The organism is Rhodovibrio sodomensis (assembly GCF_016583645.1).
GTDB lineage: Bacteria > Pseudomonadota > Alphaproteobacteria > Kiloniellales > Rhodovibrionaceae > Rhodovibrio > Rhodovibrio sodomensis.
Genome location: NZ_NRRL01000008.1, coordinates 19,657 through 33,981, shown reverse-complemented (window position 1 = coordinate 33,981; position 14,325 = coordinate 19,657). Strand labels below are relative to the sequence as shown.

At 69.1% G+C, this 14,325-nt stretch carries 11 protein-coding genes; 8 read left to right on the top strand and 3 right to left on the bottom strand.

Annotated elements, in window-relative coordinates:
• On the bottom strand, nt 1-1,983 hold the full coding sequence (locus CKO28_RS29080) for a BamA/TamA family outer membrane protein (protein ID WP_200339683.1): 1,983 nt from the start codon (nt 1,981-1,983) through the stop codon (nt 1-3).
• A 515-nt stretch (nt 1,984-2,498) separates the two neighbouring features.
• Complete coding sequence (locus CKO28_RS05830; RefSeq protein ID WP_338050056.1) at nt 2,499-3,065, bottom strand: sigma-70 family RNA polymerase sigma factor; 567 nt, start codon at nt 3,063-3,065, stop codon at nt 2,499-2,501.
• Between the two features lie 287 nt (nt 3,066-3,352).
• On the opposite strand from CKO28_RS05830, the gene CKO28_RS05825 reads away from it, so the two are divergent.
• Entirely contained in the window at nt 3,353-4,963 is a 1,611-nt protein-coding gene (locus CKO28_RS05825) for a bifunctional aminoglycoside phosphotransferase/ATP-binding protein (protein WP_200339682.1), read from the top strand.
• 144 nt (nt 4,964-5,107) lie between these two features.
• Here the strand turns inward: CKO28_RS05825 and CKO28_RS05820 are convergent, their stop codons facing one another.
• Nucleotides 5,108-5,902: a DUF2189 domain-containing protein gene (locus CKO28_RS05820; protein ID WP_200339681.1), complete on the bottom strand. Its 795-nt coding sequence runs from the start codon at nt 5,900-5,902 to the stop codon at nt 5,108-5,110.
• A 476-nt stretch (nt 5,903-6,378) separates the two neighbouring features.
• Between CKO28_RS05820 and ccoN the strand changes: the two genes are divergently transcribed.
• The 7 genes from ccoN to CKO28_RS05785 all read left to right on the top strand — a co-directional run bounded on the left by ccoN (nt 6,379) and on the right by CKO28_RS05785 (nt 14,310).
• Entirely contained in the window at nt 6,379-7,863 is a 1,485-nt protein-coding gene (ccoN, locus tag CKO28_RS05815; RefSeq protein ID WP_200339680.1) for a cytochrome-c oxidase, cbb3-type subunit I, read from the top strand.
• 13 nt (nt 7,864-7,876) lie between these two features.
• Nucleotides 7,877-8,596 (top strand): cytochrome-c oxidase, cbb3-type subunit II, encoded by a 720-nt coding sequence (ccoO, locus tag CKO28_RS05810; RefSeq protein ID WP_200339679.1) that lies wholly within the window; start codon nt 7,877-7,879, stop codon nt 8,594-8,596.
• Between the two features lie 17 nt (nt 8,597-8,613).
• Nucleotides 8,614-8,778, top strand: coding sequence for a cbb3-type cytochrome oxidase subunit 3 (locus CKO28_RS05805; RefSeq protein WP_200339678.1), 165 nt, complete (start codon nt 8,614-8,616; stop codon nt 8,776-8,778).
• 4 nt (nt 8,779-8,782) lie between these two features.
• Nucleotides 8,783-9,649 carry a cytochrome-c oxidase, cbb3-type subunit III gene (gene ccoP, locus CKO28_RS05800; protein WP_200339677.1) on the top strand — a complete coding sequence of 289 codons (867 nt, stop codon included), beginning with the start codon at nt 8,783-8,785 and terminating at the stop codon, nt 9,647-9,649.
• A 200-nt stretch (nt 9,650-9,849) separates the two neighbouring features.
• Complete coding sequence (ccoG, locus tag CKO28_RS05795) at nt 9,850-11,424, top strand: cytochrome c oxidase accessory protein CcoG (protein ID WP_200339676.1); 1,575 nt, start codon at nt 9,850-9,852, stop codon at nt 11,422-11,424.
• Nucleotides 11,425-11,441: 17 nt separating this feature from the next.
• The gene (locus CKO28_RS05790) at nt 11,442-11,939 is read left to right on the top strand and encodes a FixH family protein (RefSeq protein WP_200339675.1); all 498 of its coding nucleotides are present in this window, start codon (nt 11,442-11,444) and stop codon (nt 11,937-11,939) included.
• A 22-nt stretch (nt 11,940-11,961) separates the two neighbouring features.
• Nucleotides 11,962-14,310 carry a heavy metal translocating P-type ATPase gene (locus CKO28_RS05785; RefSeq protein WP_200339674.1) on the top strand — a complete coding sequence of 783 codons (2,349 nt, stop codon included), beginning with the start codon at nt 11,962-11,964 and terminating at the stop codon, nt 14,308-14,310.
• The last annotated feature ends 15 nt before the right edge of the window (nt 14,311-14,325 follow it).

The window sequence follows — 14,325 nt, the reverse complement described above, 5'->3', positions numbered from 1 at the left end:
CTAAAAAGCCTGACCCAGCGAAATATAGATTTCGAACGCGTTGTCGTTGCTCTCGCGCGGGTTGAGCGGGACCGCGACGTCGAGCCGCACCGGGCCGATCGCCGTGTAATAGCGCAGGCCCAGCCCGGCGCCGTAGCGCAGCGGCTCGTCGACGCTAAAGTCCGGGTAGACTGTGTCGTAAACTTGGCCGGCGTCGACGAACGGCACGATACCGATCGTCTCGGTGATCTTGATCCGCAGTTCAACGCCCAGTTCGACCAGCGAGCGACCGCCCAGCGGGTCGTTGTCTTCGTCCAGCGGACCGACCTCCTCGAACGGGAACCCGCGAATCGACCCGCCGCCGCCGGCGTAGAAGCGTTTGGAGGCGGGGACCTGCTCGGTTTCCGCGCCGAACAGCGTGCCCACCCGTGCACGGCCGGCCAGGACGAAGCGGTCTTGGGCGTCGATCGTGTAATAGGTCGCGCCGCCCAGACTGCCGGTGAAGAACGGCTGGAACGACTCGACGGTAGACAGGTACGGCGTGGCTTCCAGGGACAGCCGGCTGCCCTCGGTCGGGTCGAGCGGGTCGTCGCGGCTGTCGCGGGTCAGGGCGGTCGGCACGCCGAACAGGATGAACTCCCGCGTGCCCTCGTTGTCCGTCGTCTGCAGCGCCTCGACGGAGCCGCCCAGCCGCCCGGTCCACAGATCGTCGAACTCGCGTTCCACCGAGACACCGGCCTCCGCGGCATACTCCTCGAAGCTGTCGGAGTCCTTGTGGCGCAGCTCGAAGTTGCCCAGCAGATCCTGGTCGTCGCGGTTCCAGCGCGGCTTGCGGGCGGTCGCGGTAAAGCGCTGCTCGATCAAGCCGGCGTTCAGCTCCAGGCGCAGGTTTTCGTCCTGCCCCAGCAGGTTGCGGTGCTCCCAGAACGCCGTGCCGGACGGCCCGGTCGAGGTCGAATAGCGTGCGCCGAAGCCGATCGAACGATGCTCGCGCTCATCCAACGTCAGCTGGATCGGCGTCCGGCCGTCCGACGGTTCGCCGGCGCGGTCGACCTGGATGCTGTCGAACAATCCGGTTTCCAGGAGCTTGCCGCGCATCTGCTCGATCCTGCGCTGGTCGTAGACGTCGCCGGGCGTCCAGGTGCTGAAGCTGCGCACGTACTTCGCCTCGACCGTCTCGAGCCCGCTCACGTCGATCTCGCCGAACCGGGTGAACGCGCCGGGGTCGACCTGCCAATTGACCCGCATGGTTTTCTGGGAGCGGTCGATCACCGCCTGCCGGTCGCGCACGCGGGCGTCGGGATAGCCGTGGTTCTCCAGCGCGCTGAGAAGCCGCCGCTCGGCGGCCTGGATCGCTGGGGCGCGGGCCCGCATGCCGAGCTGCAGGTCCAGGCCTTCCGCGCCGCGCGGGATGCCTTCGCGCTCCGGCGGGGTCGCCGGCGTGTAGCTGATATCGACGCGCGCGAGCAGATAGACGGTGCCGGTCTCGACCTCGAAGGTGACCTCGAGCGGCTCGCGCACCGTCTCCGCCGGCGCGGGCACCGTGCTGTCGGGCGCTGGGCTGTCGGGCGCTGGGCTGTCGGACGCTGGCGCCGCGGGCGCGTCCGCCTGGGGGGCGCCGGCCGTCGCGTCGGGCGGCGGCTCCGCGATCTCGAAGCTGACATTGGCGTCGTAGAAGCCTTCGGAGCGCAGGGCCTTCTGGAAGCGCTCGACGTCGGCGCGGGCGCGCCGGCGGACGCCGGCGACCGTGGCCGGCAGGTCGTCCTGCAGCCCGATCAGCCGGCTGGAGCCGCGCAGCAGCGTCTCCAGGTCGTCCTCGCCTTCCGCCAGCCCCTGGATCTCGACCGTATAGGCGATCCGCGTATCGGTCTCTTCCGCCGATGCCTGGGCGTCGCCCGCCGCGCTGTCCGGGCGGCTCTCCGGCGGCGGCCAGGGCGCCCGGTCGTCCGCGCGGCCAACGCCGGACGATGTTATGCAGGCGCACAGCAGACCGGCGATCGCCACGGCGGCCCGGCGCGGACGGCGCCTTGGGCGGACCGGCGGGTGGGGGGAGGGCGCAAACGGAAGCGTGATCTTCAAGCCACTCTCGGGACCGGCGCTGCCCGGGTCGACGGGGCCTAGCGTCCGGATTTCAGCTCATGACGACAGGATGCCGCGGCCGGCTCGGGCCCAGCGGATGAATGGCAAGATGTAGCAGTGGCACTTCAAAGGGACCAGGGCGCACAGGCCTTACACCGCCCGCGCTAACCGGAAGATCACGCCGTCGACGGAAGCCCAGCCGGCTCTGGGGGCGGGCCTCTGCGGCGGGACAGGCGTGCCGGAACCTGACTACGCCGGCTGTAGCCAGCCAGCAATGCGCTGAAGCAACGGCAACGCCGATGGCGGCGCGCGCCGTTGCGTGATTGGGCGCTAGAGCAAGATGCTGAAAGGTGAAGCCACCTTTCAGCATCTTGCTCTCTCTTCAAGCCGTTAGAGCAAGATTCACGATCAAGGTCGAGTCGACCTTCATCGATTTTGCTCTAGTTCGCGACCGCGTTGTCGCCCGCGTTGTCGCCCGCGCGGCGCTCGGCGCCGACCTTGGGCGTGTTCATCTCGATCTCGCGGGTCTTCAGCCGGTCGCGGGCGCGGAACAGCCGCGACTTGACCGTGCCGACCGCCACGTCGAGCACCTCGGCGGCCTCCTCGTAGGTGAAGCCTTCCACGCCGATCAGCAGCAGGATCTGCTGGTCGCTTTCCTGCAAGCCGCGGAACGCCCGGCGAAAATCGCGCAGGTGCATGGCGCGCGGCTGTTCGGCGCTGGTCTGGGCGATTTCCATCCAGTCGTCGATCGGCACGTGCACGCCGCGGCGGCTCTGCCGGCGCAGGGTGTCGCAGTGCAGGTTGTGCAGGATGGTGAACAGCCAGGTCCGCAGGTTGGTGCCCGGCTGGAACTGCGCGAACCGCGAGATCCCGCGTTCCAGGCAGTCCTGCACCAGATCGTCGGCCCGGTCGCTGTCTCGGACCAGAGCGCGGGCATAGCGGCGGAGGGCGGGTATGTGTTCCTCGATCGCCATGGCGTCTTGCGGCGTCAGTCGCGCGTTGGGCACAATAGACCTCCCTCGCGTCGGTTCGGGGCCCGAAAATCGGACCCGCTGGATGACGCTGGAGACCAGTCAACACAGAACGCCGCCGGGTTTCTTTAACCTATGGTGTCGCGCGCAGTGTTTTCTGAATCACGCCGTTTCTGGGGGGCTGAATTCAATACTATGTTTGAATTTCAAATCCGTTCGGAAGGACTTCATATGTTAAGTTTGAGAAGGATGACGATTAGGTTGCAGCTCCGGCGCGACAGGGCACCCAAGTCGCCCGTACACGCACCACTTGGCGAGGACAGATGACCGGGGAGAACCGCCGCGACGCCCATGCGCCCGCCGGCCGGGGCGCGGCGGCGCAGGACGAGACCCTGCGTCTGCTGGCCGATCCGGCGACCCATGGCGGGCAGGCGGTGCGGCGGATCGACACCCACGCCTCCGCCGTGTTCCTGACCGGCACCCGCGCCTACAAGCTCAAGCGCGCGGTCACTTACCCGTATCTCGACTTCGGCACGCTGGAAAAACGCCGGCGGGCGGTCGCGGCGGAACTGCGCCTGAACCGGCGGACCGCGCCGGCGCTCTATCTCGGCGCGCGGCCGGTCGTCCGCACCGCCGCCGGCGGCCTGATGCTGGGTGACCTGCAGGCCGACGGGCCGGACCCGGACCGGGTCGCGGGCACGCCGGTCGACTGGCTGGTCGAACTCGCCCGGTTCGACCAGGCCGGGCTGATGGACCGGGTCGCGGCCGAGGGCCGGCTGGATGCCCGGACGGTCGACCGGCTGGCCGACGCCGTCACCGACCTGCACGCCCGGGCGGAACCGGCAGAGGGCGCCGGCGGGGCCGAGTCCCTGGAATTCGTGATCGACGAGAACGCCCAGCAGCTCACCGCCGCGCCCGAGCTGTTCCCACCGGCGGAGGCCGACGCGCTGATCGCCCGGACCCGGTGCGCGCTGGAGGCCGCGCGCGAGCTGCTGGACCGGCGCGCGGCGGCGGGCTGCGTGCGCCGTTGCCACGGCGACCTGCACCTCGGCAACGTGGTGCTGATCGACGGCCGGCCGACGCTGTTCGACGCGATCGAGTTCAACCGCCAGATCGCGGAAGTCGACACGCTGTTCGATCTGGCGTTCCTGCTGATGGACCTGGACCGGCGGGGGCTGCGCTGGGCGGCGAACCGGCTGCTCAACCGTTATCACCGCGCGCGCGACGACCTCGCGGGGCTGGCCGCCCTACCGCTGTTCCTGAGCTTGCGCGCTGGCATCCGCGCCCACGTCGCCGCCTCCGCGCGCGCCGCGCAGGCCGACGCCGACGGCCGCGCCGCCAAGCAGCGGGAAGCGCGCGACCTGTTCGCCGCGGCGTGCGGCTACCTGGACCCGGCGGCCGCGCGTCTGATCGCGGTCGGCGGGGTGTCTGGCAGCGGCAAGACCACGATCGCCCGCGCGGTTGCGCCCGAGATCGGCCGGGCACCGGGCGCGCTGGTGGTCCGCTCCGACGTCGAGCGCAAGCGGCTGTTCGGCGTCGCCGAGACCGAGCGCCTGCCCGAGCGCGCCTATCGGGGCAAGGTGAACGCGGCCGTCTACCGCGCCATGTTCGACCGCGCGGCCGCGGCGCTGAAGGCGGGGCACAGCGCGATCGTCGAGGCGACCTTCCTGGACCGCAGCAGCCGGGCCCATGCCCGCAAGACCGCGGAGGCGGCCGGCGCGGCGTTCCAGGGCGTCTGGCTGAGCGCGCCCGAGGAGACGCTGAAGGCGCGCGTCGACGCGCGTACCGGCGACGCCTCCGACGCGACCTCGGAGATCGTCGAGGGCCAGCTAACCCGCGCGCCCAAGGGCGAAATCGCCTGGCCCCGGGTCGACGCGGACGGGCCGCCGGAAGACGTCGCCGCCCGGGCGCTGGCGGTGTTGGGCGACCGGTGAGGGCGGTTGCGAGCGACCTCTGCTTGGCGGGATAGAGCAAGATGCTGAAAGGTGAAGCCGCCTTTCAGCTGAATCTTGCTCTCTCTTGAAGCAGTTAGAGCAAAATTCACGATGAAGGTCAGCTCGACCTTCATCGATTTTGCTCTAGTCCTCGAAACTGATCAGGTCCTTATAGGCGTGCCAGGTGGCGTGGCCGATAATCGGCATGGTGACGGCCAGGCCGATGTAGCCCGCGACCAGGCCGGCGGCGGCGAACAGCACGATCATCGCGGCCCAGATCGCCATCGGCGCCGGGTTGAGGCGCACCGACTGCACGCTGGCTGCGATCGCGGTGGCGACGTTGACTTGCGGCTTGTCCAGCAGCATCGGGATCGACACCGCCGAGATCGCGAAGACGAGCGCCGCCAGGATGGCCCCGCTGCCCACGCCGACGATCAGGAACGGCACCGACTCGGGCTGGAAGAACACCTCGGCGACGAAGTTGTCCAGGCTGGGCGGACGGAAGCTGAAGAACAGCGCGAAGATCAGCGTGGCCAGCCGGATCCAGGCCAGCAGGAAGATCATCAGCGCCACACCCATCAGCAGGATCTGGCTGGTGTTGCGGAAGATCGCGGTGGCGGCGTGGCCCAGCGTCGGCGTCTCGCCCGCTTCCAGCCGCCGGCTGATCTCGTACAGGCCGACCGCGACCAGCGGTCCCATCAGCATGAATCCCGCCGACAGCGGCAGCACCAGATAGAACCAGTCAAGGAACCATAGCGCGCCCAGCAGCAGGAAACCCACGATGGCGAAGAACAGGCCGTAGGTAATCGACACGCGCGGCGCCTTGCGCAAGTCGGCCCAGCCGCGGTTGAGCCAGCTCCAGGGCCGGTCGATCTCGATCGTCTTGATCCGCGGCGCCGGCCCGGCCAGCACGGGCACCGTGTGTGTCGTCGTGGTCATCGTCTTTCAACCTTGCTTCCCGAAGGGGTTCGGCCACCCGAGCGCAAAAAGTCCGAAGGCTGACCCAGCCTCGCGGCATCCCGCCCAACAGGCGCCGAACGATCGGCACTCACGACGCGTCTGCGTTGCGGTGCGTGTACCGCCGCCCTTTTACCCGGATATATGGTGCGGCAGGCTGACGCAGCGTGTCCAGGGGTTTGCGGATGGCGGGCCCGGTCGAATCCTGCAACCGTACACGTGATGGGTGTCGCGCCCATCGCGGTCCGCCGCGCCGGAAAGCGCGCGGGGAACCGGTCTTGATCCATATCAATGTTGGGGCTGCAAAGGTCCGTCATTAAACTAGACAAATTCGAACCCGGCGTTGGCGCCTTCGGAGTCTGTCCGCCAGACCGGCAGTCCCCACGGCCCAGGACGCCTTTCGAACATGCGCCGCACACGCGGCTTAACGTCTTGCGGCTTTGAGGGGACTGCCGAGTATGGCCCAAAGCGCCACAGCCACCGCCGACAACCGCGCGCCGGCGCGCGAGTATTACAACGAGGACGTCGTCCGTCTGTTCGTCATCGCGACGATGTTCTGGGGCATCGCGGCGTTCTCCGCGGGCGTGTTCATCGCCTTCCAGCTCGCCTATCCCGAGCTCAACCTGGGGTTCGCCGAGACCACCTTCGGCCGGCTGCGCCCGCTGCACACCTCGGCGGCGATCTTCGGCTTCGGCGGCAACGCGCTGCTCGCCACCTCCCTGCACGTGGTGCAACGGACCTGCCGGGCGCGCCTGTTCGGCGGCGAGGAGACGGCGCTGTTCCTGTTCCTCGGCTACCAGGCGTTCCTGGTGATGGCGGGGCTCGGCTACGTCTTCGGGGTCACCCAATCGCGCGAATACGCCGAGCCGGAGTGGTTCGTCGACCTGTGGCTGACCCTGGTCTGGGTGGTCTACCTGGTGGTCTACCTCGGCACGGTGATGAAGCGCCGGGAACCGCACATCTACGTTGCGAACTGGTTCTTCCTGGCGTTCATCATCACGATCGCGATGCTGCACATCGTGAACAACCTGGCGGTACCGGTCAGCTTCTTCGGCACCAAGAGCTACTCGCTGTTCTCGGGCGTGCAGGACGCGATCACGCAGTGGTGGTACGGCCACAACGCGGTCGGCTTCTTCCTGACCGCCGGCTTTCTGGGGATGATGTACTACTACATCCCCAAGCGGGCCGAGCGGCCGGTGTATTCCTACCGCCTGTCGATCATCCACTTCTGGGCCCTGATCTTCCTCTACATCTGGGCCGGCCCGCACCACCTGCACTACACCTCGCTGCCGGACTGGACGCAAACCCTCGGCATGGTGTTCTCGGTGATGCTGTGGATGCCGTCCTGGGGCGGCATGATCAACGGCATCATGACCCTGTCGGGCGCCTGGGATAAGCTGCGCACCGACCCTGTCCTGCGCTTCCTGGTGGTCTCGGTCGCGTTCTACGGCATGAGCACGTTCGAGGGCCCGGTGATGTCGATCAAGCCGGTCAACGCGCTCAGCCACTACACCGACTGGACGATCGGCCACGTGCACTCCGGCGCGCTCGGCTGGGTGGCGTTCGTCTCCTTCGGCGCGATGTACTTCCTGGTGCCGCACCTCTGGCACCGCAAGCAGCTCTATTCGATGCGCCTGGTCAGCTATCACTTCTGGATCGCGACCTTGGGCATCGTGCTCTACATCACCGCGATGTGGATCTCCGGGATCATGCAGGGCCTGATGTGGCGGTCGTACGACCAGCTGGGCTTCCTGCAGTACTCCTTCGTGGAGACGGTGGAGGCGATGCACCCCTTCTACGTGATCCGCGCCCTGGGCGGGGTGCTGTTCCTCGTGGGCGCCCTGATCATGGTCTACAACCTGGTGCGCACCGTGCGCGGCGACATCCGCGAAGAGAAACCGATGGTCGCCGAGCCGGCTGCCGCCGCAGCTCCGGCCGAGTAGGGAGAGCCTGGAGATGCACTGGCATAAGCGGATCGAAAAGAACGTCATCCTGCTCTCGATCCTGACCCTGATCACGGTCTCGATCGGCGGCATCGTGGAGATCGTTCCGACCTTCACCATCAAGTCCACGATCGAGCCGGTCGACGGGGTGCGTCCGTATTCCCCGCTCGAGCTGGCCGGGCGCAACATCTACATCCGCGAGGGCTGCTACACCTGCCACAGCCAGCAGATCCGCACCTTCCGCGACGAGGTGGAGCGCTACGGCCACTACTCGCTGGCCGCCGAGAGCATGTACGACCACCCCTTCCAGTGGGGTTCCAAGCGCACCGGGCCGGACCTCGCGCGGGTCGGCGGCAAGTACTCCAACGACTGGCACGTCGCGCACCTGGAAGACCCGCGCGCGGTCGTGCCGGAATCGATCATGCCGCCCTACGCCTTCCTGTCGGAAAACCGGCTGGACATGGACGCCGCGGCGCATCTGGAGACCAACGTCGACGTCGGCGTGCCGTACAGCGACACGCAGATCGAGCTGGCGGAGGCGGACCTGCGCGCCCAGCAGAACCCCGACGCCAAGGTCGACGGGCTGAGGCAACGCTACCCGCGGGTCGAGGTGGCGAACTTCGACGGCAACCCCGACCGGGTGACGGAGATGGACGCGCTCGTCGCCTATCTCCAGATCCTGGGCCGGATGGTCGACTTCTCGGACACCAGCACCGAACAACTGCTGCAGTAGGCGAAGGCGGATAGCCGATGGAATTGATAGCCGAACTCGCCGTCTGGCTGCGCCAGCTGTGGGTCGTTTGGTTGCTGCTCCTGTTCACCGGCGTGTGCGCCTGGGCGCTCTGGCCGTCGAACAGGGATCGCTTCGAGCAGGCGTCTAGGATCCCGCTCGAAGACAACAACGAGGAGAACTGAAGCGATGCCGACCAAGCCCGAGAAAGACCATCTGACCGGTCAGGAGACGACCGGCCACGAGTGGGACGGCATCCAGGAGCTCAACACGCCGCTGCCGAAGTGGTGGCTGTACGTCTTCTACGTCTGCATCGCGTTCTCCGTCGTCTACATGGTGCTGTACCCGTCGATCCCGTGGCTGTCCGGCCACACCGACGGACTGCTCGACTGGGACCGCCGGGTCGAGCTGCAGCAGGACTTGGAGCTGGCGCAGGCCGAGCAGGCGACGTGGGTCGATCAGATCGCGCAGGCCGACCTGCAGGCGATCGCGAACGACCGCGAGCTGCTGAACTTCTCCATGGCCGGCGGCCAGTCCGCGTTCGCCACCAACTGCGCCCCCTGCCACGGCCGGGGCGGCGCCGGTCTGCCCGGCGGTTACCCGTCGCTGGCCGACGACGCCTGGCTGTGGGGCGGCACGCTCGAGCAGATCCACCGGACGATCGCCTATGGCGTGCGCAACGAGCACCAGCAGTCCCGGGCATCGATGATGCCGGCCTATGGCCAGATCCTGGACCGGGCGCAGATCCGCAACGTCGCGCACTACGTCAAGTCGCTGTCGGCCACGGTTGACGCGCCGGAGTGGGTCGCGGCCGGCCAGCAGGTCTACGCCGCGCAGTGCGTCGCCTGCCACGGCGCCGAGGCGAACGGCAATCCGGCCCTGGGCGCGCCCAACCTGTCCGACCAGATCTGGCTCTACGGCGGCGAGATCACCGACCTGGTCTCCCAGATCACCAATCCGCAGCACGGCAACATGCCGGCCTGGCAAACCCGTCTGGACGACGAGACGATCAAGATGCTGGCGGTCTACGTTCACACCCTGGGCGGCGGGCAGTAGGGTCGGGGCGGCGATCTGGCCGCGCGCCGCGACACCTTGGCGCGGCGGGTATGAGCGGTTGCGCAACCAGCCTTGATGCACCGCAATGGCGGACCGGGCCGGGCCGCGTAGCATCTTGGCATTCGCAAGGTGTTTCCGTCGCCCCCGGGCCGGTCACCCCGGCGCGACCACGGGCGGCGCAAGACGAGTAGTACACGAACATGGCCGAGCAGACGATCCAGGAGGGCACCGAGGGTGCCCTGTCGCGGCGCCGGCAGAAGGAGCAGAACCTCTACGCCGGCCGGGTGAAGGTCCACCCGATGGGCATCCAGGGGTTCTACCGCAAGCTCAAATGGGCGGCGCTGATCGTGCTGCTGGGCATCTACTACCTCGCGCCCTGGCTGCGCTGGGACCGCGGGCCGAACGCCCCGGACCAGGCGCTGTTGATCGACATGCCCGCGCGCCGGGCGTACTTCTTCGGCCTGGAGATCTGGCCGCAGGAGGTCTATTACCTCGCGGGCCTGCTGATCATGGGCGCGATCGGGCTGTTCCTGATCACCAGCCTGTTGGGCCGGGTCTGGTGCGGCTATGCCTGCCCGCAGACCGTCTGGACCGACCTCTACATGCTGGTCGAGCGCTGGATCGAGGGCGACCGCAACGCCCGGCTCAAGCTCGACCGGCAGCCGATGAGCGGCAGCAAGCTCGCCAAGCGCTCGGCCAAGCACGCGGTCTGGCTGGTGATCGCGCTCGCCACCGGCGGGGCGTGGATCATGTACTTCGTCGACGCGCCCACGGTGCTTGTCAACTTCTTCACCGGCCAGGCGTCGTTCAGCGTGTACTTCTTCGTCGGCCTGTTCACGGCGACCACCTACCTGCTGGCCGGTTGGGCGCGCGAGCAGGTCTGCGTCTACATGTGCCCGTGGCCGCGCTTCCAGGCGGCGATGTTCGACGAAGACACCATGACCATCACCTACGAGCGCTGGCGCGGCGAGCCCCGCGGCAAGCCGAAGAAGGGCAAGACCCATGTCTCCCCGGCGACCCTGCCGCCCACCCGGCCGGACGACGGCGGCACGCAGGGCCTGGCGGCGATCGACTGGGCGCAGGCGGACGCGCTCTACGGCCGCGACAAGATCGACGGCAAGGGCGACTGCATCGCCTGCGACAAGTGCGTCGCGGTCTGCCCGACCGGCATCGACATCCGCGACGGCGTCCAGCTGGAGTGTATCGGCTGCGGGCTGTGCATCGACGCCTGCAACAGCGTGATGGAGAAGCTGGGCCGGCCGAAGAACCTGATCACCTACGACACGCTGGCCAACCAGGAACGCCGGGCGCGCGGGGACAAGCCGAGAATCAATCTGATCCGGCCGCGCACGGTGCTGTACAGCGGCCTGCTGGCGGTGGTCGGCGGGATCATGCTGTTCACCCTGATGACCCGCAGCAGCCACGACATCAACGTGCTGCACGACCGCAACCCGCTGTTCGTGCCGCTCTCCGACGGGGCGATCCGCAACGGCTACACGGTCAAGATCCTGAACAAGGAGCGTGCGACCAGGTCCTATACCCTGGAACTGCGCAACCTGCCGCAGGGCGCGCTGTCGGTGGTCGGCGCCAAGGACCCGAAGGCCCAGCAGGTGACGTTGACGGCCGACCCGGACTCGGTGGCAACATACAAGGTCTACGTGGAGCGTCCGGGCGCGGCGGTGACCCAGACGACCCGGGACTTCCAATTCCTGTTGACCGACGACGACGGCAACACGGTCGTGCAAGAGACACTGTTCCGGGGGCCCGAGACATGAGCGCGCAGGACGGCCGAATGCAGCGGCTCATCCGCTGGTACAAGCAGCCCAACGTCTGGATCCCGAGCTGCTTCTTCGGGATGTTCTTGGTCATCTTCGCGGCCAACGCGACGATGATCGGCGTGGGCATGAGCTCCTGGCGCGGCCTGGTCACGACCGACGCCTACGACAAGGGCGTTGCCTACCAGCAGGCGATCGAGGCGGAGCAGCAGGAGCAGGCGCTCGGCTGGTCGGTCGACCTGTCGGTCGACCACCCCCAGCCCAAGCGCGCCGACCTGCTGGTCTCGGTGACCGACGCGCAGGGCCGGCCGGTCGACGCCGACACCGTGCGGGTCGGCTTGGTCCGCCCGACCCAGGCCGGCTACGACAGCACGCACACCCTGACCGCGCTCGGCGGCGGCAGGTTCGCCAAGCGCGTCCAGCTGCCGCTGAAGGGCCTGTGGGAACTGCGCATCGAGGCGGAGAAGGGCGCGGACGCGCTGCGCGTCTCGCGCCGGATCACGGTCACGCAATGACCCCCGTTCGGACCCAGGCGTCATGAGCTGCTGCACCCCCGGCGTCGCCGACCTGGCCCGGAGCACGGCCGAAAGCGGCCGCCAGGCCGCCGGCGGGGCGCCGGAAGCCATTCCGGAAACGGTCGACGTCACGCCTTACGTGCAGACCGACCCGCACGGCCGCCACACCCTCGCGCTGATGGTCGAGGGCATCCACTGCGGCGGCTGCGTCAAGACGATCGAGCGCGCGCTGGGCGCGATGGGCGGGGTCGAGAGCGCGCGGGTGAACATGACCACCCGGCGCCTGCAGGTCGCCTGGCGGGGCGCGGTCGCTGAGGGCGGGGCGATGGTCCAGCGCCTGGGCGACCTCGGCTACCGCGCGGTGCCGTACGATCCCGAGCGCCTGAGCGACGACGACAGCCGGCAGGAAAAGGACCTGCTGCGCGCCATGGCGGTCGCCGGCTTCGCCGCCGCCAACGTGATGCTGCTGTCGGTCTCCGTCTGGGCCGGCCACGCGCAGGGCATGGAAAACGCCACCCGGGATCTGCTGCACTGGTTCTCCGCGCTGATCGCCCTGCCGGCGATCGTCTACGCCGGCCGGCCGTTCTTCCGCTCCGCGCTGACCGCGCTCCGGGCTCGGCGCACCAACATGGACGTGCCGATCTCGCTCGCGGTTCTGCTGGCGGGCGGGATGAGCCTGTCGGAAACCATCCAGTCCGGTCCGCACGCCTATTTCGACAGCGCGGTGACGCTGCTGTTCTTCCTGCTGCTCGGCCGCTACCTGGACCGCCGCGCCCGCGGCAAGGCGCGCTCGGCCGCCGAGCGGCTGCTGGCCTTGCGCAGCGGGGCGGTCACGGTGCTGGAGGCGGACGGTACCCGCCGCGTGATGCCGGCCGACCAGCTGCAGCCCGGCATGCGCATCCTGGCCGCGGCGGGCGAGCGGATCGCCGCCGACGGTCGGATCGTCGAGGGGACCAGCGAGCTCGACAGCTCGCTGTTGACGGGCGAGACGCTGCCCCACGCCGCCCAGCCGGGCGCCCGGGTCTATTCGGGCACGCTCAACCTGTCCGCGCCGGTGACGGTGGAGGTGACGGCGGTCGGCGAGAACACGCTGCTGTCGGAGATCGTCCGCCTGATGGAAACGGCCGAGCAGCGCCGGGCCAAGTACGTCGCGCTCGCCGACCGGATGGCGCGCGCCTACGCGCCCGTGGTCCACGCGCTCGCGCTTGCGGCCTTCCTCGGCTGGGTGCTGCTGGGCGGGATGGCCTGGCAGCCGGCGCTCTTGATCGCGGTCGCGGTGTTGATCGTGACCTGCCCGTGCGCTCTCGGCCTCGCGGTGCCGGCGGTGCAGGTGATCTGCAGCGGCCGGCTCTTGAAGCGCGGCGTGCTGCTGAAGTCCGGCACCGCGCTGGAGCGGCTCGCCAACGTCGACACGGTGGTGTTCGACAAGACCGGCACGCTCACCCTCGGCCGGCCGGAACTGCGGGACACCGACGCCGATCCGCTGGACCTGCGCGCCGCGGCCGCGCTCGCCGGGGCCAGCACGCACCCGCTGGCGCGCGCGCTCGCCCGCGCCGCGCCGGACGCGCCGGTGCCGGAGGGCGTGCGCGAGGAGCCGGGCTGCGGCCTGGCCTGGCGCGACGCCCAGGGTAACGAAACGCGCCTGGGCAAGCGCGCCTGGGTCGACGCCGAGGCCGGGCCCGCCGGCGACCACGACGGCCCGGAGCTGTGGCTCGCCCGCCCGGGTCAGGCGCCGGTGCGCTTCACCTTCGACGACCCGCTGCGTTCGGACGCGGCGGAGGTCGTGCGCGCCCTGCAGGCGCAGGGCAAGCAGGTCGTGCTGCTGTCCGGCGACCGCGCGCCGACGGTGGAAAAGGTCTCGGGCGCCCTCGGCCTCGCCGACTGGCAGGCGGAATGCGCTCCCGGACAGAAGGTCGCGCGGCTGGAACAGCTGGTCGCCGGCGGCCGGCGCGTGCTGATGGTGGGCGACGGCCTGAACGACGCCCCCGCGCTCGCCGCCGCCAGCGTGTCGCTGTCGCCCGCCAGCGCCGCCGACATCTCCCAGACCGCCGCCGACGCGGTGTTCCAGGGCGAGCGGCTGGCGCCGGTCCTGGAGGTGCTGGAGGTCGCCCGGCGCGCCGGCCGGCTGGTGCACCAGAACTTCGGCCTCGCGTTCGCCTACAACGTGGTCGCGGTGCCGCTCGCCATGGCGGGCTTCGTCACCCCGCTGATCGCCGCCGTGGTGATGTCCGCCTCCTCGCTCGCCGTCACCGGCAATTCCCTGCGCCTGGGTCTGGCGAAGACGGCGACAGGGTGGCGGGAGAGATCGCCTAACCCCTCTCCCTTGAAGGGAGAGGGAGGGGCCCACGTCCGTCAGGGCGTGGGAAGGTGAGGGTGGGACTCCTCA